Origin of the sequence: Sulfuricaulis limicola, from assembly GCF_002355735.1 — a bacterium.
In the GTDB taxonomy this organism is placed as follows: Bacteria; Pseudomonadota; Gammaproteobacteria; order Acidiferrobacterales; family Sulfurifustaceae; genus Sulfuricaulis; species Sulfuricaulis limicola.
In genome coordinates this window covers 2,574,659-2,595,223 of sequence record NZ_AP014879.1, presented here as the reverse complement: position 1 = coordinate 2,595,223, position 20,565 = coordinate 2,574,659, and the positions used below count along the sequence as shown (strand labels likewise).

The window sequence follows — 20,565 nt, the reverse complement described above, 5'->3', positions numbered from 1 at the left end:
GCGGGGTATAATCGCCGGCCAAACAAGCCGGATGTCCCGCATAAAACCACCCGTGACCTTCCAGGAACTGATCTTCACGCTGTCCCGCTACTGGGCGCGCCAGGGCTGCGTCGTCTTGCAGCCGTACGACATGGAGATGGGCGCGGGCACGTTCCATACCGCCACCTTCCTGCGCGCGCTCGGCCCCGAGCCGTGGAAGGCCGCCTACGTGCAGCCGTCGCGCCGTCCCAAGGATGGCCGCTATGGCGAGAACCCCAACCGCCTGCAGCATTACTACCAGTTCCAGGTGGTGCTCAAGCCCACGCCGGATGACATCCAGGACCTCTATCTCGACTCGCTGCGCGAGATCGGCATCGACACGAAAAAGCACGACATCCGCTTCGTCGAGGACGACTGGGAATCGCCCACGCTCGGCGCCTGGGGTCTCGGCTGGGAAGTGTGGCTCGACGGCATGGAGGTCACGCAGTTCACCTATTTCCAGGAGGTCGGTTCGCTCCCCTGCAAGCCGGTGCTGGGCGAAATCACCTACGGCCTCGAGCGTCTCGCGATGTACCTGCAAGGGGTCGAGAATGTCTTCGATCTGGTGTGGACGAAAGGCACGAACTACGGCGACGTGTATCACCAGAACGAGGTCGAGCAGTCGAAATACAATTTCGAACACTCCAACGTCAATTGGTTGTTCCAGCAGTTCAACGATTACGAGTCCGAGGCCAAACGGCTGATGGAGTCGAATCTGCCGCTGCCCGGCTTCGAGATGGTCATGAAGTGCTCGCATGCCTTCAACCTGCTCGACGCGCGCGGCGCGATCTCCACCACCGAGCGCGCCGCCTACATCGGCCGCGTGCGCACGCTGGCGCGCCTGGTGGCGCAGAGCTACCACGACTCGCGCGAGCGCCTCGGCTTCCCGCTGCTCAAGCAGAAAAAGGCGAAAGCATGACGGCGCCGCTGCTGGTGGAATTGCTGACGGAAGAGCTGCCACCCAGGGCGCTCAAGCGATTATCGATCGCGTTTGCCGTCGCGATTACCGACTATCTCAAGGATAAAGATTTTATCGATCATAACGATTTTGAGGAGTTTTCCACGCCACGGCGCTTAGCAGTGATTGTCCCACGTGTGCTTGATAAACAATTGGACCGCATGGTCGAGCGCAAGGGACCGGCAGTGGCGACCGCGCTCGATGCCAATGGCCGCCCGACACCGGCGCTGATCGGCTTCGCCAAATCCTGCGGCGTGGAGCTGGCGAAACTGGAAAAGCGCGCCGGCGACAAGGGTGAATATTTCGTTTACCGCTCCAGACAGAAGGGCGAGGCCCTGAAGCAGCATCTGGCAGGTATCGTCGAGGCCGCGCTCAAGAAACTGCCAATCCCCAAGCTCATGCGCTGGGGCGCGGGCGAGGCGCAGTTCGTGCGCCCGGTGCACGGCGTGATCCTGCTGTACGGCAACAAGCTGGTGCCGGGCACGGTGCTGGGCCTGAAGAGCGGCAACAAGACCCGCGGGCACCGCTTTCTCAGCAAGGGTCCGATCACGATCAAACAGGCCAGGGATTACGAAAAAATCCTGAAGCAGTCGGGCAAGGTCATCGCCGCCTTCGACGCACGCCGCGAAATTATCACCAAGGCGCTGGAGACCGCCGCGAAAAAGCTCGACGCCAGCTGGAATCTGGGCAAGAGCGACGAACTCGTGGGCGAGGTGACCAGCCTGGTCGAATATCCGGTGATGCTGGTGGGCGGTTTCGACCCGGCCTTTCTCGAGGTCCCGAAGGAATGTCTCATCATCAGCATGCAGCAGCACCAGAAATATTTCCCGCTCGCCGATAAGGAAGGGAAGCTGCTGCCACGGTTCCTGTTCGTGAGCAACATGCAGGCCGCCAATCCGAAAGAGATCATTCACGGCAACGAGCGCGTGCTGCGCGCACGGCTGTCGGATGCGCGCTTCTTCTACGACCAGGACCGCAAGCAGCGGCTCGCCGACCGCCTGCCGCGGCTGGCCAATGTCGTCTATCACAACAAGCTCGGCAGCCAGCTCGAACGCGTGCAGCGGCTGGAAAAACTCGCCGGCCGGATCGCGCAGTTGCTCAAGGCCGACCGGGCGCACGCCGAGCGTGCGGCGCAGTTGTGCAAGGCCGACCTGCTCACCGAGATGGTGGGCGAGTTCCCGGAGTTGCAGGGCATCATGGGGCGCTACTACGCCAAGTACGACCACGAGCCGACGGTGGTGGCGGACGCGGTCGAGCAGCATTACTGGCCGCGCACCGCGGGCGGTGAGTTGCCACGGCAGCCGATTGCGGTATGCGTGGCGCTGGCGGACAAGCTCGACACCCTGGTCGGCATCTACGGCATCGGTCTGGTGCCGACCGGCGAGAAAGACCCCTTCGGCCTGCGCCGCGCGGCCCTGGGCGTGGTGCGCATCCTGGTGGAAAAATCCCTGGCGCTCGATGTGAAAGACCTGCTGACCAGTGCCCGCAGCCAGTTTCCCAGCGGCGTCATTGCCGACAGCGTGGTGCAGGACCTGCATGGCTTCATGCTCGAGCGACTGAAGCCTTATCTGAAGGAAAAGGGTTTCGAAGCGGACGAGATCGACGCCGTGGTGTCGCTCAACCCGGCGCGCCTGGACCAGGTGCTGCCGCGCCTGCAGGCGCTCAAGGAGTTCCGCGCCCTGCCCGAGGGCCAGGCGCTGGCCGCGGCCAACAAGCGCATCCGCAACATCCTGCGTCAGGCCGGCGGGACGCCCTCCGACAAGGTGGACGCGGGAAAACTGGCCGAGCCGGCGGAACGCCAGTTGGCCGAGGCGGTGCAGACACTGGAGGCGCAGGTGGCGCCGCTGTTCAAGGCCGGCAATTACGCCGGGGCCATGAAGCACCTGGCAGGGTTGCGTCCGGCGGTGGACGAGTTTTTCGACAAGGTCATGGTGATGGTGGACGATGCCGCCGTGCGCGATAATCGCCTCGCGTTGCTCAATCGGCTCGGCAACCTGTTTCTGAACGTCGCGGACATCTCGCGCCTGCAAAGTTGAGGATATGTCGATGAACAGGGATTCCTACCAGGACATGCTCGCCACGGTGCAGGCCTTTCACGACAAGCACCGTTTCCGCGAAACCGGCGGCGAAGAACTGGCCTATCGCGTGGCGCTCATGACGGAAGAACTGGGAGAGATCTCCGCCTGCGTGACCAAGGGCAAATCGAAGGAGCATCTGGCCGAGGAATGCGCCGACCTGTTGATTCTGCTGCTCGGCACCGCCATCGCCGCGGATTTCGACCTCAAACAGGCGTTCTGGGACAAGATGCAAAAGGTGCAGAGCCGTAAATCGCGCATGATCAACGGCCGCATCCGGGTGTCGGAGTTCAAAGAATAGTTATGAAGCTCGTCATCCTCGACCGCGACGGCGTCATCAACCACGACTCGGACGACTACATCAAGTCGCCCGAGGAATGGGTGCCGATCCCGGGCAGCCTCGAGGCCATCGCGCGCCTGCATCGCGAGGGCTACAAGGTCATCCTCGCCACCAACCAGTCCGGCGTCGGCCGGGGGCTGTTCGACATGAATACGCTCGGGCGCATCCACGCGCGCATGCTCGAGGCGGTGCGCGCCAAGGGCGGCGAGATTGACGCGATTTTCTTCTGTCCGCACAAGCCTGAGGACAACTGCGGCTGCCGCAAGCCGCAGCCGGGCCTGTTCGAGGAGATCGCCGAACGTCTCAAGGTGAACCTGAACGGCGTGTACGCCGTTGGCGACAGCGAGCGTGACGTGGCGGCGGCGCGCCTGGTCTCGGCACGACCGGTGCTGGTGCGCACCGGCAAGGGCAAGCGCACCCTCAAGAAGAGCAAGGCGCTCACGGACGTTCCGGTGTTCGACGACCTGGCCGCGTTCACCGACGCCTTTCTCACCGGCAAACTGCCCGCGAACTGACTTGATCGCCCTCCGCTCCCTGCTGTTCAACCTGGTGATGTTCGTTTCGGTGCTGATCTACGCGCCGCTGATGCTGCCGACCGCGCTACTGCCCTACCCGCTGCGCTACCGCCTCATCAGTCAGTGGGCGCGGTTCCAGGTGTTCCTGCTGAAAACCCTGTGCCGCCTCGATTACCGCGTGGAAGGCCTCGAACACCTGCCGCCGGGCGCGGCGATTCTCCTGTCCAAGCACCAGTCGGCGTGGGAGACCATCGCGTTCCAGCAGATCTTTCCGGCCCAGACCTGGGTGCTCAAGCGCGAGCTGATGTGGATCCCGCTGTTCGGCTGGGCGCTGGCGCTGACGCGCCCCATCGCCATTGACCGCGGCGCCGGGCGCAAGGCGGTGGAGGCGGTGGTCACGCAGGGGCGCGAGCGCCTGCAATCCGGCATCTGGGTGGTGGTGTTCCCGGAGGGCACGCGCGTGGCGCCGGGGACGCGCAAGCGCTACGCCATGGGCGGCGCCATCCTTGCCGCCGAGACCGGCTACCCGGTGGTGCCGGTGGCGCACAACGCCGGCTCGTTCTGGTTGCGTCGCGGCTTCCTGAAAAAGCCCGGCACCGTGCGCGTGGTCATCGGCCCCACGATCAACCCGCGCGGCCGCAAGGCCGAGGAGATCATCAAGCAGGTGGAGGAGTGGATCGAGGGCAGGATGGTGGAGTTGGAGAGGTCCTAAAACGGGACGGAGGGATTAAAGTTTAATCCCTCCGTCCCGTTTTAGTCCGAGCAGCAGGTTAGGCTTGATGCCTGCGTCGTTTCTTCAAAAAACCAAATGAACCAAACGATACGAATAAGCCCGACACGAACAACAGCAGAGCACCGGGAAGCGGAACAACGCTTGTTGTTATCGAGGTAATCTCGCCATCAAGGACATGATCAATCATGGTGAGCGGATCGACGTACTCCGTAAATATTAACTGGAATTGTTGATTGTCAAAGGATGCCAATTGTGAGGCGTCTACGGGCAGTGCCAACGATGACAGCGCCATTCCGGTCCAATCATTCATGGCAGTGACAAAAAAACTGGGCGGAATTCCTCCAATACTGGCACCGCTCATACCCGCCCATACCTCGTATGAATCACCCCAACCAGTGAGGTCGTTGACAATTCTAATCATCCCCGGAAATGACGAGGGGTTGTACGTTGCGGTGTAATCCCCAATCGTCAGAGAGATATTTAACAATCCGGGGTAATCCACAACGTTAGGGTTGGATATATTAGGGTAAGTAGCCAGGGCGGTTGACTCAAACGTGTATGAGCCTGAAACAGCTTGATTCTCCGAGAAGCGGTTCGCCAACAGTGGATCAATAACTTCATAGACGAACCCAGTAAATCCAAATGTTACGGGCGCAGCTTTGGCGCACGGCACCGCCAACAGTCCTAACAGAAAAATAAACGATCTTGATAAGGATTTATTTGTAAGCATGCTCGTCTCCTCCTTAATTTATTTATTGAATAAGAGTTTCGAATCCAAGAAATTGCACGTATCGCAGATATATGCCTAACTAAAACCAACTGGATGGCCTGAGCGCCGCTTACAAAGCGACAAGTAGTCTATAACGGTAACTGTATAGCGGTATCGTATGATTTTAATATATATATTTTTTCAATGAGTTAGTATTTTTTATCGCGACCTGAATCAAAAATACAAACACGACATACGCCATCAAGCCGACAGTAGGGAAATTTCATTGCTCAGCGCGGCAAACTCCATGAGCGTGAGCGTTTCGGCGCGCCGGGTGGGATCAATGCCCAGCGCTGTCATGTCCTCGGCGCTGAGCAAGCCCTTCATGTTGTTACGCAGGGTCTTGCGGCGACTGGCGAAGGCGGCGCGCACCACCTTGGCGAACTGGGCCTCGTCGTTGACGGCCACGGGCGGTTTTGCATGGGGGACCAGGCGCACCACGCTTGAATCCACCTTCGGCGGCGGTGTGAAGGAGCCGGGCGCGACATCGAACAGTTTTTCCACCGCGCAGCGATACTGGATCATCACCGACAGCCGGCCGTAATCCTTGCCGCCGGGCGCGGCGGCCAGGCGCTGCACCACTTCCTTTTGCAGCATGAACAGCATGTCCTGGATGCAGCCGGCCTGGTCCAGCAGGTGGAACAGCAGGGGCGTGGAGATGTTGTAGGGCAGGTTGCCGACGAGGCGCAGCTTGCGGTCTTGCTGCATGAGCTGGCAGAAATCGTATTTCAGCGCATCGGCGCCGTGCAGCGTGAGCTTGCCGGCGGGAATGGTCGCATGCAAATGCGCCAGCAGGTCGCGGTCGAGTTCCACGGCATCGAAATGGGGCAGGTGCGCGGCCAGCTCGCGCGTGAGCGCGCCCTTGCCCGGGCCGATCTCGACGATGTGATCCCCGGGCCGCGGCGCCAGCGTCGCGACGATGCGGCCGATGACGTTGCGGTCATGCAGGAAATGCTGGCCGAAACGTTTTTTTGGATGAAGCATAAGAGAATGGACAGGATTAACAGGATTTACAGGATTAGAACAGAAGTCACATTAGTTTGTTTTTCAAAATCCTGTTAGTCCCGTGAATCCTGTCTATTTTTTCTTTACAAGTTTTATAGCCATTTCGATCGCGGCGACCAGGCTGGAGAGGTCGGCGCGCCCGGTTCCGGCGAGTTCCAGCGCCGTGCCGTGATCCACCGAGGTGCGCACGAACGGCAGGCCCAGCGTGACGTTCACGGCGTGCGCGAAGTCATGATGCTTCAGCACCGGCAGGCCCTGGTCGTGATACATGGCCAGCACCGCGTCCACGCCCTGCAACTGGGAGGGAATGAACGCGGTGTCGGCCGGCACCGGGCCGCGCAGGCGCAGGCCCCGGGCGGCAAGGGATTTGATCACCGGTTCGATCACCTCGATTTCCTCGCGCCCGAGATGGCCGGATTCCCCGGCGTGCGGGTTGAGTCCGCAAACGAGAATGACCGGATCGGCAATGCCGAATTTGTGCTTGAGGTCGGCGTGCAGCACCTCAATCACCGCCGTGAGGCGTTCGCGTGTGATGGCGCGTGGCACGGCGGACAGTGGTAGATGGATGGTGGCAAGCGCCACGCGCAGGCCGGGGGCCGCCAGCATCATCACTGGCTGCACCGCACCGCTCAGTTTCGCCAGGATTTCGGTGTGTCCCGTGAAGGCAATGCCAGCATCGTTGATGCTGCCCTTGTGCACCGGTCCGGTGACCAGCGCGTCGAATTCGCCGCTCGTGCAGCCGGCGACTGCGGATTTTAGTGTCTCGATGACATAGGGCGCATTGGCCGTGTCGAGCCGTCCGGCGCTGACGGGCCGTGCGGTTTGGACCGGCAGCACGTACACGCCCTGACCGGCGGACTTGCGGCCTTTCCATTCACCCGCGGCAAATGGCAGATGCAGCTGCTGTGCACGCTCCGCCAGCAACGCGGGATCGGCGATCAGCACCAGCGCGCAGGCCGGCGGCCGCTGCGCGAGCTGGATCGCCAGGTCGGGTCCGACGCCGGCGGGTTCGCCGGGGGTGAGGGCAATGACGGGGATAGACATAACTGAGGATTTCACCGCAAAGACGCGAAGGACGCAAAGAAAAAGAATTGCTGGAAAAAGCTTTTTTAACTCTTCCTCTTAATTCCTTTGCGCTCTTTGCGCCTTTGCGGTGCGCTAATTGACTTCTTCCAGCAGATACTCGACGAAGGCCTCGTTGCGCAGCTGGCGCGCCCATTGTTCGTAGCGTTCGTCCGCCTTGCGCGCATGGATCTGCTGGCGCGCCGCGGCGAACTCGCGTTCCTGGGTCACGTCGTGGCTGCGCCGGCCGAGCACCTGGATGAGATGCAGGCCGAAAGGGGTTTTCACGGGCTGGCTCAACTGGTTCGGCTGGAGCGCGTTCATGGCCTTCTCGAACTCCGGAACCATCTGGCCGGGATTGGCCCAGCCCAGATCGCCGCCGTTGGCGGCGGAACCGGTGTCGTCGGAATGCGCGCGCGCCAGCGCGGCGAAGTCCTCGCCGTTCTCGATACGTTCGCGCAGCCCCGATAATTTCTGGCGGGCATCGTCCAGCGACTGGATTTCGCTCGGTTTCAGCAGGATGTGGCGCACGTGGGTCTGGGTCACGGCCTCCGCCTGGTCGCCGCCGCGCTTGCCGTTCAGTTTGAGAATATGGAAACCGTTGGGGCTGCGCAGGATCTCGCTGACGCTGCCAACCGCCATGTTTTTGATCGTGGCCAGGAACAGTTCCGGGAGCTCGCCCGCCTTCTTCCAGCCGAGATTGCCGCCCTTGAGGGCGTCCGCGCCCTGGGACTGGCTCACGGCGGTCTGCTCGAAATTGGCGCCCCCGGCGAGCTGGCGGTGAATATCCTCGGCGCGTTTCCGGGCCGCCTGGATCGCCTCGGGCGAGGCCGCTTCGGGAATGCCGATCAGGATATGCGACAACTGATAGGTCACGTCCATGTCGGCGCGGCTCTGGGGATTTTCCAGGAAATTCTCGACCTCGTTGTCGGTGACGGTGATGCGGTTGCTGATCTCGCGTTCGAGCAACTGCTGGATGGTCATCTGGTCGCGCAGCTGGTTGCGGTAAGCCGCGACGTCCATGCCCTTCTGCGCCAGGACCTTGCGGAATTCCTCGACGCCCAGCTTGTTGCGCAGCGCCACGGTTTCAAAGGCCCGGTCCACGTCGGATTCGCTGATGCGGATGCCGCTCTGGGCGGCGAGTTGCAGCTGCAAACGCTCCAGCACCATCCGTTCGAGCAGCTGTTTGCGCAGCGCCGCATCCGGCGGCGCGCTGATTTTCTCCATCTCCAGCTGCTTGCGGGTCTCGCGCAGCCGCTGGATGAGTTCGCTCTCGGTGATGACATCGTCGTTGACGACCACCACGATGCGATCGATGTCGCTGACGCGCTGCGCCGCGGCCGTCGCCAGGGCGGATGGCAGCGACAGCATCAGGACTGTCAGCGCCATGCCGAGCGCGGCGGATTTGAGGAAGGCATGCATGATTTTGTATCCGGGTATTCCGTGGACAGCGCGCAGGCGCCGGAGTTCGAGCGCGCTAGGATAACACGATCCAGGGTGCCGGGGCGCGCCACTGACGAAGCCGGGGACGCACTAGGGCGCGCCGGAAGCCCGAGGAGCGGCCATCGGCGACGCGAAGGAAAACACGCTTTCGCTCAGCGGGCTGCCCGGCATATGCCCGAGTCGCGAGAGGCCGGTCAGCTCAAGTTGAACCATGATGGAAAATTGTTCGGTGGCGGTATTGCTGTTCAGCGCATCCACCTCCAGTCGACGCCTTGCCATCAGGCGCAGTGCCCAGCAACACGCGTTGTATTGCACGCCGGCATAGCTCTCCAGGTTGCGGTTGCTTTCCTGGGAGTAAAGCGAGCGGCCACGGAAGGTCCAGCGCGCGGCGAAGGGCCATTCCGCGGAGATGTCGGTCTGTTCCAGTTCGCCGCGTGAGTAGCGCCGGCCGAGATTCACGATGCGGTCTTTCGCCGGATTGTATTGCAGGTAATAGCCGTATTTCTGGGTGTAGTTGTCCTCGCGATTCCATTGGGCGCTGCTGCGCACATGCCAGTGGCTGGCGAGCGTCGCCGTGAATTCGGCCACGATGTCCGAGGCATCGGTGCCGCTGGTGGCCGCCGGCAGGTTGACCTCCCTGTCGGCGAGGTAATAAATCCGTCCCAGGCTGGCGCGCGCCCGCTCGACGCCGTCCTGCTGATCGATGAAACGCGTGGTGGCGGCGACGGTGATCTGGTTGGCGTCCCCGATGCGGTCGCCACCGACGAAACGGTTGTCACGGAACAGGTTGTAGAAACTGAAGTCGGGCACGCCGGTGTCGAAGTTCGGCAGGGCGTCCTGGTTTTTGCCGGGGACGTAGAGGTAGTACAGGCGCGGCTCGAATGTCTGCGTGAACAGGCGTTCGCTCCAGCGCGAGTCGCGCTCGAAGATGAGCCCGCTGTCGAGACTGAATACGCCGCGCGTCAGCGCCGGGGTGGCATCCGGCACGCTGGAGAGACGGTAGGCGATGTGTCGCAGCCCGATCATCGGAGTCAGAAAGGCGTAGCTGTTGGATAACGGGAGGCTCACCGACGGGCTCAGATTCAGGCGCTCGCCGGTAAGACTGGCGTCGCGCTCGAAGCTCACCAGTTCGCTTTCGAAAGAATAATTGAGACGATTGGATTCGACCGGACGGTTAAGTGAAAGATTGAACTCGGGCAACCGTGCGTAGGGACGATCCGCGGGCACGATGGAACGGTCGATGGTTTGGTAGTCGGCGGCACGGGCGCTGAAATTCCATACCGGGCCGTGATAAGCCAGCTCGGCGTTCTGCGGCAGATGGGTCTGGCTGGTGACGCCCAGATCGTCGCGGAAGTCGTCGAAATACTGTTTGTCCGACACGCCGCGCACATCCACGTAACCGGACCACCGGGGACTGAAGGCCGTCGTGTGCTGGTAGATGCCCGCCGCGCGGTCGTCGCCATTGGCGAGCCTGTCGTTTTGCAGGGTCTCCAGTTGCAGCGTGCCATGAGAGCGCGGGGTGAGATAACGGAATTCGTTTTGCAGCATCAGTCCGCGCCTGGACATGTATTGGGGCGTCAGGGTGTCATCGTAATCGGGGGCGAGATTGATATAGTAGGGCGTGTCAATTTCGAGGCCCCGATTGCTGGCGTGACCCAGGCGCGGTATCAGAAAGCCGGATTTGCGCTCATCGGAAATCGGAAAACTGAGATAGGGCAGATAAAACACCGGCACGCCATAAAAGTTGATGGAGGTGTGGTGGGCGGTACCGATGTCCTCTTCGGTGTCGAGCTCGAGCTCCTTCATCTTGAGAAACCAGTCGTCCTGGCCCGGCGCGCAGGTGGTGTAACGCACCCGCGTGAAACGCGTGAATTCCGGGCCTTCGAAGTCGATGCGCTCGGCGTCACCGCGGGCGCTACCGTCTTCAAAGCGAAAACTGCCGGCGCCGCTGTAACCGGTGCGCGAACCCAGATTGATGTGCGTGTCCTGGGTCTGGTAGCTCAGGCCGGAGGTGTCCTTGAACGTGACGTTGCCGGTGGCGTCGATCATGCTGCTGCCCTTGTCGTGACGCAGGTAGTCGGCGCTGAGGGACTGGCCGTCGCGCCGCAGCTCCACGTCGCCGGTGAATTCACTGACACCTTCGCCTGTCAGGCGCAGTTCCCGGGCGTACAGCTCCGCCGGCGGATTTTCCGTCACCGCGATGCCAGGCCGCGCCGCGGCGGGTAGCCGTGGCGGGCGCTCCGGGCAGGGTGCCGTGTCTCCGGCCCGCACCGTCGAAGCCAAGCCCGCGCCCGTGACAACAATCAGGCACAGGGCGGCGCGAATCAGGCGGCAACGAGGCATGGGAACCGGGATGGCATTGTTTTATTATGTCCAGACGAACGAAGCAGGGCGATATTTTCGATGGCGGGCATAAAATTGCATACTATGTCGGCCCCATCAAGGCGTTTTCCCGCACGTGCGGGTTTTATTTACTGACCACCCTTGGATAAACGTTTCGAGGCACTCAAGGCATGGACCGGCCGGGTACTGGGCGCGGGCGCATTCGATATCCGCCCGGCCTCGGCGGATGCCAGTTTCCGCCGTTATTTCCGCGTCACGCTGGGAAGCCGAAGCCTGATCGTCATGGATGCGCCGCCGGACAAGGGTGGCATGCGCTCCTACGTCACCATTGCGCGCCATTTCCACGCCCTCGGCCTGAACGTGCCGGAAGTGCTGGAGCAGGACCACGAGCGCGGCTTTCTGCTCATTACCGACCTGGGCGAGCAGCTCTACCAGGGGAGTCTCAACGAACAGACGGTGGAACGGCTCTATGGCGACGCCCTGGGGGCGCTGATCGTGTTGCAGGCCGGGACCTCGACCAGCGCCGACCGATTCCTGCCGGACTACGACGAGGCGCTGCTGTTGCGCGAGATGGAGATCTTCCGCGAATGGTATCTCGGACATCACCTGGCCTTGCGGCTCAGCGCCGGCCAGAACCGGGTGCTGGACGAGGTATTCGCGCAACTGGCGCGCTCGGCCCTGGCCCAGCCGCGGGTGTGGGTGCATCGCGATTATCATTCGCGCAACCTGATGGTGACACGCCTGAATAACCCGGGGATTCTCGATTTTCAGGATGCCGTGCTGGGGCCGGTAACCTACGACCTGGCGTCGCTGTTGCGCGATTGCTACATCGCCTGGCCGCGCGTGCAGGTCGAGGACTGGGTCAAGGGTTATCACGAGCTCGCGCACCAGTCCGGGATCCCGGTGGGCGAGGACGATGCGCAATTTCTGCGCTGGTTCGACCTGATGGGGGTACAGCGGCACCTCAAGGCCAGCGGCATCTTCGCGCGCCTGAACCATCGCGATGGCAAACCCGGCTACCTGGCGGACATCCCGCGCACCCTCGGCTATGTGCACGAGGTGAGCGCCCGCTACCCGGATCTGCAACCGTTGCAGGCCTTGTTGCATGAACTCAAATTGCCGGGGGCGGCGTGACGAAACCCATGGTGATGATTCTCGCGGCCGGCCGCGGCGAGCGCATGCGGCCGCTGTCGGACACCGTTCCCAAACCCTTGCTCGAGGCCGGCGGCAAGCCGCTCATCGTGCATCTGATCGACGGCCTGGCGTGCGCCGGATTCCATAACCTCGTGATCAACCACTCGCATCTGGGCGAGCAGATCGAGCGGTATCTGGGTGATGGCGCTCGCCATGGGGCGCGCATCCGCTATTCCCACGAGGCTGCCGGGGGGCTTGAAACCGGTGGCGGCATCTTCAAGGCCCTGCCCCTGATCGACACCGACCCGTTCGTGGTGATCAACGGCGACATCTGGACGGATTTCCCGTTTGAACGCTTGCCGATCCGTCTCGAGGGTCTGGCGCATCTGGTGCTGGTGGATAACCCGCCGCAACATCCGCAGGGTGATTTTGCCTTGCGCGCCGGCCGGGTCCACGCCGAGGGTGAACCCCGGTTGACCTTCAGCGGGATCGGCGTCTATGCGCGCGCCCTGTTTGCGGAATGCCAGCCGGGAAAGTTTCCGCTGGCGCCATTACTGCGCGCCGCCATGGCGCGCGGACAGGTCAGCGGCGAACACTATGCCGGCGACTGGCGTGACGTGGGTACGCCGCAACGGCTGGAAGCGCTGGATCGGGAGTTGCGTCGTTCCCCTGAAAAGCACTAACCAGCTGTTTTCAAATAAAAATATTCAGGGTAGGCAGGAAGGGCCTTTGCGGCGAAAATACCCGGATGGGGACGTCGCTGACGCGGGCAACCGGGCAGTCAGACGGGCAATAAAAAACCGGTAACACCTCGCCAACCTCAACCGCGGCGGGTGTTACCGGCTATCGCTAACGAAGGCGGTAAGGTTATCCGAAGCAGCGACTGCTCCCCGCGCTTGGCGCGGAACGCGCTACGATCCGAACTCCCCTCGCCTCTCGCGTTATTTCTTTTTCTTAGCTGCTTTTTTCTTGGCTGCTTTTTTCTTAGCCATGATGAGCTCCTTTGGATTGTGGTTAAGGGACTTGCAGGGAAGTCAGGGGCCAAAACCCCCCGACGGTACTGCGCGTTGCCAATGGAAAAAGACGGCGCGCAGCCGTCTTTTCATGGATTCGGGACAGTGATGTGCGCCGGGAATGACCGGCGGACAAGGGTATGCGGGGAGAGCGGGAAGAACAGGACCTGGCAGCCAGACACTGCTGCAGGGGGGTGCTGATATCTTTGCTACCAGTTGTCGAGCTTCGCAATCGATCCATTAACTCTTGGTTGATCCTGGTTCCGCCCGGCGCCGCGATCTTGCTCATCTGCTTCCGCGGCATCCCGTCATCCGGGCAGTGACATCCGTATACAAAGTTCACTTCATGTCTAGCACAGTGACCTGATGTGTCAAGACATTAAAGCAACGGAAAAAAAATTGCAAACACTTTGTCCTGATTTTTTGCGCAACGATGATGCCTTCTCGTCTCGCTCGTTCATTGCAACGAACATCATCCGCACTTCGAGTCGCCGCAGTTGAGACAGGTCATGCATCCATCCATCTTGATGACGGCCTTGGTGGAACACTTGATGCAGAGCTGTGCGTCAGCGGGAAAGTCGCAGGGATCGGCAGCGGCGGTTTCCGTTGCCGCGGCGCGCTTTTTCAGCTCGGCGCGCTTCTCGGCGATCAGCTGCTGGCGCGCCGCGTCCGGTTCCTCGGTCTGGATCAGGCCGATCAGTTTCATGTGGCGCTCGATGACGTCGCCCAGGTCGGCAACCAGCGAGGGGGTGTACTTGCCCTTCTTGAAATAGCCGCCGCGCGGGTCGAATACCGAATGCAGCTCTTCCACCAGGAAGGTGACATCACCCCCCTTGCGGAACACCGCCGAGATGACCCGGGTCAGGGCCACCACCCACTGGAAGTGATCCATGTTCTTGGAGTTGATGAAGATCTCGAAGGGCCGGCGCTTCTCGTGCGGCGTGTCCGGGTTGAGCACGATGTCGTTGATGGTGACGTACAGGGCGTGCTCCGTGAGGGGGGTCTTGATCTTGTAGGTGGAACCGACCAGCACCTCGGGCCGTTCGAGCTTCTCGTGCATGTGCACGACGTTGTTCTCGACGCGCTTGGGCTCTTCCTTGACGACCTCGTACGCGGTGATTTTTTCGTTGATCTTGATGGCCATGTTCAAACTCCGTAAGTCATGTTTCGTGAACCGTGAGACGTCAGCGATTGGTTACGCGTTCGCGACCCACGGTCTACGGTATGCGGTTAAAAACGCCCGTAGTAGCCCTCTTTGAGGGCGTCATACAGGTTGGCGGCGTTATGGACCTCGCCGTCGTATTCGATTTCCTCGTTGCCCTTGACCTCGATGACCTCGCCGTTCTCCAGCTGGAAGCGGTAGGTGGTGTTCTCGAGGTCCTTGTCCTTCACCAGCACGCCCTGGAACGCCTCGGGGTTGAAGCGGAAGGTGGTGCAGCCTTTCAGGCCCTTCTCGTAGGCGTATAAATAAATGTCCTTGAAGTCCTCGTACGGGAAGTCGGTGGGGACATTGGCGGTCTTGGAAATGGAGGAATCCACCCATTTCTGCGCCGCCGCCTGCACGTCCACGTGCTCGCGCGGCTTGATGTGGTCGGCGGTGATGAAGTAGTCCGGCAGCCGGTTCTTGCCGTCGGTGGCATCCGGGTCGGCGTCGGGGTTCACCAGGATGCGGTAGGCGAGCAGCTCATGCGAGAACACCTCGACCTTTTCCTTGCTCTTCTTGCCTTCGCGCAGCACGTTGCGGCTGTACTTGTGGGCGAACGACGGCTCGATGCCGTTGCTGGCGTTGTTGGCCAGCGACAGTGAGATCGTGCCCGTGGGAGCGATCGAGGTGTGGTGCGTGAAGCGCGCCCCCTTCTCGGCGATGCGCTCGATCAGTGCGGCATCGAACTGCTGCATGTAGCGGCTGTAGCGGGCCAGCAGCACCTTGCCCTTGACCCGGTCGCCGACGGTGTAGCCATCACGGCGCATCTCCGGGCGCCGGATCAGCATCTCCTCGGTGACGCTGAATTCCTCCTCCATGATCGGAGCCGGGCCCTTTTCCTCGGCCAGCGCGATGCCCACCTCCCAGCCGACCTCGGCCATCTCGCGCGCCACGCGCTCGGTGAATTCGAGCGATTCGGGCGAGCCATATTTCATGCGCAGCATGGTGAGCGTGGAACCGAGGCCCAGGAAGCCCATGCCGTGGCGGCGTTTGTGGTGGATCTCGTGGCGCTGCTGCGCCAGCGGCAGGCCGTTGATCTCGACCACGTTGTCCAGCATGCGGGTGAAGGTGGCCACCACCTCGCGGTACTTGTCCCAGTTGAAGCGCGCCGCGTCGGTGAAGGGCTCTTCCACGAACTTGGTCAGGTTGACCGAACCCAGCAGGCAGGAGCCGTATTGCGGCAGGGGTTGCTCGCCGCAGGGGTTGGTGGCACGGATGTTCTCGCAGAACCAGTTGTTGTTCATCTCGTTGATCTTGTCGATCAGGATGAACCCGGGCTCGGCGTAATCGTAGGTCGAGGCCATGATCAGGTCCCACAGCCGGCGCGCCGGCAGGGTCTTGTACACCTTGCAGGCCACCTGGCCGAGGTTGTTGGTGATATAGCCCTCGGTCACCGGCCAGTAGCGCCACAGGATGCGCGCCTCGGGGTCTTCGTATTCGTGGCGGCTGACCGGGAATAGCAGGTCCCAGGAGCCGTTCTTTTTCACCGCCTGCATGAATTCGTCGGTGATCAGGCATGACAGGTTGAATTGGCGCAGCCGTCCGTCCTCGCGCTTGGCCTTGATGAAATCCATGATGTCCGGGTGGGCGATGTCGAAGGTGCCCATCTGCGCCCCGCGCCGGCCGCCGGCGGACGAGACGGTGAAGCACATGGCATCGAAGATATCCATAAAAGAGAGGGGGCCGGAGGTATAAGCCCCGGCCCCGCTCACAAACGCCCCTTTGGGGCGGAGGGTAGAGAACTCGTAACCGATGCCGCAGCCAGCCTTCAGGGTCAGGCCGGCCTCGTGGACGGAGGACAGGATGCCGTCCATGGAGTCCGGGACCGCCCGGGAAACCGTGCAATTAATGGTGCTGGTGGCGGGTTTGTGCTCCAGGGCGCCGGCGTTGGAAATGATGCGCCCGGCCGGGATCGCCCCGTTTTGCAAGGCCCAGAAGAAGCGCTCGAACCATTCCTCGCGTTTTTCCGGGATTTCCTCGACGTCGGCCAAGGCCCGGGCCACGCGGGCGTAGGTCCCGGCGATGTCCTGGTCGATGACCTCGCCGGTCTTGCTTTTAAGGCGGTATTTTTTGTCCCAGATGTCGAGGGAAGCGGGTTGTACGGGGATTTCCGCCCCCAGATCCGCGCGTTTCTCGGAGACAACCGGGTCTTCTGCCTGTAATTGGACGACCTTCATGGATTCCTGTCCTCCGGTGCCTGTGGGGCACACGCCGTGCTGTTTTTTTAGTGAATACTAGGTAATGGGCCTCTGACCGTGGCCAACCACTACATGTTGTAGTTTTAGTCTCATAAGGTGGTTGGTGTCAAGCTTGTAAAAAATTTATGACAAGGTCGCAAACGACGTCGGGGGTTTTACCTTAATATATGTTCATCCCAATCCCCCGGACGCGGCTTGCCCCGCTCCTGTTAACCGGCAGCAATTCCGCCGGTTAACAAAAACCGCGGGGATCGCGCCAGCGCCGGCTCAGATGGAAACCAGCCGTTCGCGTAATTGTCGCTCCAGGTACGGCATGTCCGGTGCCGCGCCATCCACGCTCAGGACATGACACTGTTCAGTGTCCGCGAGCGGTTCCCGGGTGGCCAGCTGATGATCCAGCACCGTCAACCCGGCCTCGGAAACCTCGTGCTGTTGTGCGGCGCGCTGCCGCAGGCGCTGGCGCAGGATGGTTTCCGGCGTGCGGATATCGAGAATCACGCAAGGCATGCGCCCTTGTTGCGCTACGCTGCGCAGCGAATCACGCTGTTCGCGTTTGAGACAGGCAGCGTCGACGATGACGCTGTGTCCCGCGCGCAGGATCGTGGCGGCGAGTTCCGCCAGATGCGCGTAGGTGCGTCGGCTGGCATCCGGGGCATAAATCCCGCTGGCAATGCCGGAGCCGCTGCGCGCGCCGGGCGCGAGCCCGTGCAAGCGCTTGCGCTCGATGTCGCTGCGCACGCGCACGGCGCCGAGCGCTTCCAGCAGCTGTTGCGACAGCCAGGTCTTGCCACTGCCGGACAAACCATGGGTGATGATGAGCGCGGGTGGCGGCGGCTGCGTGTAGCGCCCGGCGAGATTCGCGTAGCCCCGGTATTCCCCGCGCCCGCGGTTTTTTTCCGTATCGCTCAGGCCGCTCTGGCACAGGCGTATGCACGCCACCTTGGCGCGCACCAGTGCGCGATAAACCTGGTAGAAGCGGAACACGGCCAGGCCGGCGTAATCGCCGGTGTGTTCGAGGTAAGCGTTCAATGCGCGCCGCGCGAGCCCGGGACGCCCGCGATCATCGAGGTCCATGACAAGGAAGGCCAGCTCGCTCATGACGTCGATCCAGCGCAGGTTGTCGCTGAATTCGAGACAGTCGAAGAGCATGGCGCGTTCCTCGAGCCACACCATGTTGGCCAGATGCGCATCGCCATGACACTCGCGGATGAAGCCCCCGCGCTTGCGGGCCTCGAATGTCTGGCGCAGTTCGTTGAAATTCAGCTCGCTCCAGCTTTCCAGTCGTTGCAGCAGGGTCTCGTCCCCGGCCTCGATACGCGAGCGGATCTGGATGAAATTCTGCCGCACCGGTTCGTAGACGTGATCCGGATCGCCGAAGGGCTGGTCGTTGCCGGCCACGGCGACGCGGCCGTGAAATTCGGCCAGTTCCCGCGCCAGCAGATCGATGTGCGGCGGACCCAGCTCGCCGCGCGCCAGCATCCGGTCGAGCCGCGCCGCCTCGGGGAACTGGACCATCTTGACCGCGTACTCGATGGCCGCGCCGTTGCCGGAGAGCAAGGGTGATTCAGGCGAACCGCTGATGGAGACGACTTCGAGATACAGCGACGGCGCCAGCCGCCGGTTCAGGCGCAGCTCCTCTTCGCAGAAAAAGCGGCGTTTTTCGAGGCTGCTGAAATCGAGGAAACCCAGGTTGACCGGCTTCTTGATTTTGTAGGCGAAGGGACCGGTCAGCAGCACCCAGGAAATATGGGTCTCGACCAGGCGGATGTCCCGCACCGGGTGGCCATAGCAGGCAGGGTGCATCAGCGCCTGGATCAGGGGTGGCAGTCCGGTGTCCACCAAGGCCATCCCTCCTTGCGTCGACAGCTCCAGCGCGGGAACGCCGGAAAATCGCTACAGACTATACCCGAAACTTTCCTTGAAGCGGGACGCGAACTGATCGCGGCTGAAGAAGTGGTTCTGGGTGCCGTGACGCTCGATCTTGACGGCGCCCAGCAGGGCGGCGATGCGGCCGGTGGTTTCCCAGTCCATGTCACGTGACAGGCCATAAAGCAGCCCGGCGCGGTAGGCGTCGCCGCAGCCGGTCGGGTCGTTGACCGCGGCGGCGTTGACGGCCGGGATTTCGATCACTTTGCCGTCGGTATAGATACAGGAGCCGCGCGCCCCCAGCGTGACGATGATCGCCTTCACGTGGCTGGCCAGTTCGCTCAGGCGCTTTTCAGTGCGCTCCTGCATCAGCTCGGCCTCGTAGTCGTTGAGCGTGACCCAGGTGGCCTGTTCCAGGAAACCCAGCAGGTCGTCGCCGTTGAACAGCGGCATGCCTTGGCCGGGATCGAAGATGAAGGGGATGCCGGCCTCGGCGAACTGGCGCGCGTGCTGGATCATGCCCTCGCGCCCGTCGGGCGAGACGATCCCGAGCTTGACGCCCTGGGCGTCCGTCACGCGGGTTTCGTGCGAGCGGTTCATGGCGCCCGGATGAAACGCGGTGATCTGGTTGTCGTCCATGTCGGTGGTGATGAAGGCCTGGGCGGTGTAGGTGTCCTCGCAGACCTTGATATGACGGCGGCGGATGCCATGCTTGTCCATCCATTCGGCGTACGGGCCGAAATCCTTGCCCACGGTGCCCATCGGCAGTGGCTCGCCGCCGAGAAGCTTGAGGCTGTAAGCGATGTTGCCGGCGCAGCCACCGTATTCGCGGCGCATCTGCGGCACCTGGAACGAGACGTTCAGGATGTGCACCTTGTCCGGCAGGATGTGATTCTTGAACTGGTCCTGGAAGACCATGATGGTGTCGTAGGCGAAGGAACCGCAGATCAGCGCTGGCGCATCGGTAGCCTTGCTCGTGCCGCTCGCTGGTGTCGTCATAAGAGGTGACTCGTTGTTGTCGGGGGTGAACGGTGGCGCGAGTATACCCGCTCTTTTGGCGCCGGGGTTACCGTTCCGGCGGCGTTTTTTCCTTGTCGTCCTTGTGCATTACCCCCGTAATACGCTGCAGGCGGCGTTCAATCCGCTCGCGATAGATCATCACCAGCAGGATGATGATGAGACTCAGCCCGATGACGGTGAAGAGCGCCCCATAACGCGCATCGCGGAAGAAGGTCCCGCCCATGGTGAGCAGCACGGTGCCGAGCAGCCGGCCGGTCGCCGAGATGATCAGGAAATCGCGCAGGCGCATGTGGCCGAGGCCGAGGATGTAGCACAGGATGTCCTTGGGAAAGCCGGGGATGAGAAACATCAGGAACGCCAGCAGCAGCCCCTTGTGCTTCATCACGTAGTCGTAGCGTTCGATGGTTTCGCGGCTGGCGATGCGCTCCACGATCGGCCGTCCCAGCAGCCGCGCCAGCATGAAGGCGATCCACGAGCCGATGGTCAGCCCGATGGTGGAATAGACCACGCCCCATACCGGCCCGAACAGGATGCCGCCGACGAAACCGGTGACCTCGCCGGGCAACGGCGCGGCAACGACCTGAATGACCTGCATCCCGATGAAAATGGTCGCGGCGTGGAAGCGGTTTTCCCGGATGAACTGGAGCAACCGGTTTTTGCTGGTGAGCAGATCCATCAGACCGGTGGCGTACAGGGCGTAAACCATGCCGCCCATGACCGCGACCGCCAGCAGGATCAGCAGGATCGTTTTTTTGTCCGGTCTGAGCATGTCGGCGGTGCCCGTGGCAAAGGGTGAAAAAAGAACCCGTTTTTATTTCAGTTGGGTGGGTTTGGGCCCGAGCAGAATAAGGCCATCCTACCATCCGCCG

The 20,565-nt window shown here is 61.9% G+C and carries 17 protein-coding genes; 7 read left to right on the top strand and 10 right to left on the bottom strand.

What is annotated here, in order from left to right; genetic code table 11:
• Window positions 1-31 precede the first annotated feature (31 nt).
• The 5 genes from glyQ to SCL_RS12520 are packed head-to-tail and all read left to right on the top strand — an operon-like array spanning window position 32 to window position 4,618.
• Window positions 32-937 (top strand): glycine--tRNA ligase subunit alpha, encoded by a 906-nt coding sequence (gene glyQ / locus SCL_RS12540; RefSeq protein WP_096361521.1) that lies wholly within the window; start codon window positions 32-34, stop codon window positions 935-937.
• Window positions 934-3,012: a glycine--tRNA ligase subunit beta gene (gene glyS / locus SCL_RS12535; RefSeq protein WP_096361520.1), complete on the top strand. Its 2,079-nt coding sequence runs from the start codon at window positions 934-936 to the stop codon at window positions 3,010-3,012. The genes glyQ and glyS overlap by 4 nt, the downstream gene beginning before the upstream one ends.
• Before the next feature lie 10 nt (window positions 3,013-3,022).
• Window positions 3,023-3,352: a MazG nucleotide pyrophosphohydrolase domain-containing protein gene (locus tag SCL_RS12530; protein ID WP_197702635.1), complete on the top strand. Its 330-nt coding sequence runs from the start codon at window positions 3,023-3,025 to the stop codon at window positions 3,350-3,352.
• Window positions 3,353-3,354: 2 nt separating this feature from the next.
• Window positions 3,355-3,906 (top strand): D-glycero-beta-D-manno-heptose 1,7-bisphosphate 7-phosphatase, encoded by a 552-nt coding sequence (gene gmhB / locus SCL_RS12525; RefSeq protein WP_096361518.1) that lies wholly within the window; start codon window positions 3,355-3,357, stop codon window positions 3,904-3,906.
• 37 nt (window positions 3,907-3,943) lie between these two features.
• On the top strand, window positions 3,944-4,618 hold the full coding sequence (locus SCL_RS12520; RefSeq protein WP_096361984.1) for a lysophospholipid acyltransferase family protein: 675 nt from the start codon (window positions 3,944-3,946) through the stop codon (window positions 4,616-4,618).
• 58 nt (window positions 4,619-4,676) lie between these two features.
• Here SCL_RS12520 and SCL_RS14170 read toward each other — a convergent pair whose 3' ends face one another.
• From SCL_RS14170 to SCL_RS12495, 5 genes are all read right to left on the bottom strand, one after another.
• Window positions 4,677-5,369, bottom strand: coding sequence for a hypothetical protein (locus tag SCL_RS14170; protein ID WP_148665094.1), 693 nt, complete (start codon window positions 5,367-5,369; stop codon window positions 4,677-4,679).
• Window positions 5,370-5,609: 240 nt separating this feature from the next.
• Window positions 5,610-6,392 carry a 16S rRNA (adenine(1518)-N(6)/adenine(1519)-N(6))-dimethyltransferase RsmA gene (gene rsmA / locus SCL_RS12510; protein WP_096361516.1) on the bottom strand — a complete coding sequence of 261 codons (783 nt, stop codon included), beginning with the start codon at window positions 6,390-6,392 and terminating at the stop codon, window positions 5,610-5,612.
• A gap of 93 nt (window positions 6,393-6,485) precedes the next feature.
• Window positions 6,486-7,457, bottom strand: coding sequence for a 4-hydroxythreonine-4-phosphate dehydrogenase PdxA (gene pdxA / locus SCL_RS12505; protein ID WP_096361515.1), 972 nt, complete (start codon window positions 7,455-7,457; stop codon window positions 6,486-6,488).
• A gap of 114 nt (window positions 7,458-7,571) precedes the next feature.
• On the bottom strand, window positions 7,572-8,897 hold the full coding sequence (locus SCL_RS12500; protein ID WP_096361514.1) for a peptidylprolyl isomerase: 1,326 nt from the start codon (window positions 8,895-8,897) through the stop codon (window positions 7,572-7,574).
• A 111-nt stretch (window positions 8,898-9,008) separates the two neighbouring features.
• On the bottom strand, window positions 9,009-11,261 hold the full coding sequence (locus SCL_RS12495; RefSeq protein ID WP_096361513.1) for an LPS-assembly protein LptD: 2,253 nt from the start codon (window positions 11,259-11,261) through the stop codon (window positions 9,009-9,011).
• Between the two features lie 141 nt (window positions 11,262-11,402).
• Between SCL_RS12495 and SCL_RS12490 the strand changes: the two genes are divergently transcribed.
• Entirely contained in the window at window positions 11,403-12,395 is a 993-nt protein-coding gene (locus SCL_RS12490) for an aminoglycoside phosphotransferase family protein (protein ID WP_096361512.1), read from the top strand.
• Between the two features lie 14 nt (window positions 12,396-12,409).
• On the top strand, window positions 12,410-13,078 hold the full coding sequence (gene murU, locus SCL_RS12485; RefSeq protein ID WP_096361983.1) for an N-acetylmuramate alpha-1-phosphate uridylyltransferase MurU: 669 nt from the start codon (window positions 12,410-12,412) through the stop codon (window positions 13,076-13,078).
• 802 nt (window positions 13,079-13,880) lie between these two features.
• Here the strand turns inward: murU and SCL_RS12480 are convergent.
• From SCL_RS12480 to SCL_RS12460, 5 genes are all read right to left on the bottom strand, one after another.
• Window positions 13,881-14,552, bottom strand: a complete 672-nt coding sequence (locus SCL_RS12480; protein WP_096361511.1) for a TSCPD domain-containing protein — start codon at window positions 14,550-14,552, stop codon at window positions 13,881-13,883.
• Between the two features lie 86 nt (window positions 14,553-14,638).
• Complete coding sequence (locus SCL_RS12475) at window positions 14,639-16,789, bottom strand: adenosylcobalamin-dependent ribonucleoside-diphosphate reductase (protein ID WP_096361510.1); 2,151 nt, start codon at window positions 16,787-16,789, stop codon at window positions 14,639-14,641.
• 288 nt (window positions 16,790-17,077) lie between these two features.
• The gene (locus SCL_RS12470; RefSeq protein WP_096361509.1) at window positions 17,078-18,658 is read right to left on the bottom strand and encodes a bifunctional aminoglycoside phosphotransferase/ATP-binding protein; all 1,581 of its coding nucleotides are present in this window, start codon (window positions 18,656-18,658) and stop codon (window positions 17,078-17,080) included.
• 45 nt (window positions 18,659-18,703) lie between these two features.
• Window positions 18,704-19,675 carry a carbohydrate kinase family protein gene (locus tag SCL_RS12465; protein WP_096361508.1) on the bottom strand — a complete coding sequence of 324 codons (972 nt, stop codon included), beginning with the start codon at window positions 19,673-19,675 and terminating at the stop codon, window positions 18,704-18,706.
• A 67-nt stretch (window positions 19,676-19,742) separates the two neighbouring features.
• The gene (locus tag SCL_RS12460) at window positions 19,743-20,465 is read right to left on the bottom strand and encodes a TVP38/TMEM64 family protein (protein WP_096361507.1); all 723 of its coding nucleotides are present in this window, start codon (window positions 20,463-20,465) and stop codon (window positions 19,743-19,745) included.
• Window positions 20,466-20,565: the final 100 nt, after the last annotated feature.

Excerpts from the sequence above, each read along its gene's own strand:
- SCL_RS12470 (WP_096361509.1), bottom strand. The coding sequence starts at position 18,658 with ATGGCCTTGGTGGACACCGGACTGCCACCCCTGATCCAGGCGCTGATG.
- rsmA (WP_096361516.1), bottom strand. The coding sequence starts at position 6,392 with ATGCTTCATCCAAAAAAACGTTTCGGCCAGCATTTCCTGCATGACCGC.
- SCL_RS12530 (WP_197702635.1), top strand. The coding sequence starts at position 3,023 with ATGAACAGGGATTCCTACCAGGACATGCTCGCCACGGTGCAGGCCTTT.
- glyS (WP_096361520.1), top strand. The coding sequence starts at position 934 with ATGACGGCGCCGCTGCTGGTGGAATTGCTGACGGAAGAGCTGCCACCC.
- SCL_RS12520 (WP_096361984.1), top strand. The coding sequence starts at position 3,944 with ATGTTCGTTTCGGTGCTGATCTACGCGCCGCTGATGCTGCCGACCGCG.
- SCL_RS12480 (WP_096361511.1), bottom strand. The coding sequence starts at position 14,552 with ATGGCCATCAAGATCAACGAAAAAATCACCGCGTACGAGGTCGTCAAG.
- murU (WP_096361983.1), top strand. The coding sequence starts at position 12,410 with ATGATTCTCGCGGCCGGCCGCGGCGAGCGCATGCGGCCGCTGTCGGAC.
- SCL_RS14170 (WP_148665094.1), bottom strand. The coding sequence starts at position 5,369 with ATGCTTACAAATAAATCCTTATCAAGATCGTTTATTTTTCTGTTAGGA.
- SCL_RS12475 (WP_096361510.1), bottom strand. The coding sequence starts at position 16,789 with ATGAAGGTCGTCCAATTACAGGCAGAAGACCCGGTTGTCTCCGAGAAA.
- glyQ (WP_096361521.1), top strand. The coding sequence starts at position 32 with ATGTCCCGCATAAAACCACCCGTGACCTTCCAGGAACTGATCTTCACG.
- SCL_RS12460 (WP_096361507.1), bottom strand. The coding sequence starts at position 20,465 with ATGCTCAGACCGGACAAAAAAACGATCCTGCTGATCCTGCTGGCGGTC.
- SCL_RS12495 (WP_096361513.1), bottom strand. The coding sequence starts at position 11,261 with ATGCCTCGTTGCCGCCTGATTCGCGCCGCCCTGTGCCTGATTGTTGTC.
- pdxA (WP_096361515.1), bottom strand. The coding sequence starts at position 7,457 with ATGTCTATCCCCGTCATTGCCCTCACCCCCGGCGAACCCGCCGGCGTC.
- SCL_RS12500 (WP_096361514.1), bottom strand. The coding sequence starts at position 8,897 with ATGCATGCCTTCCTCAAATCCGCCGCGCTCGGCATGGCGCTGACAGTC.
- gmhB (WP_096361518.1), top strand. The coding sequence starts at position 3,355 with ATGAAGCTCGTCATCCTCGACCGCGACGGCGTCATCAACCACGACTCG.
- SCL_RS12465 (WP_096361508.1), bottom strand. The coding sequence starts at position 19,675 with ATGACGACACCAGCGAGCGGCACGAGCAAGGCTACCGATGCGCCAGCG.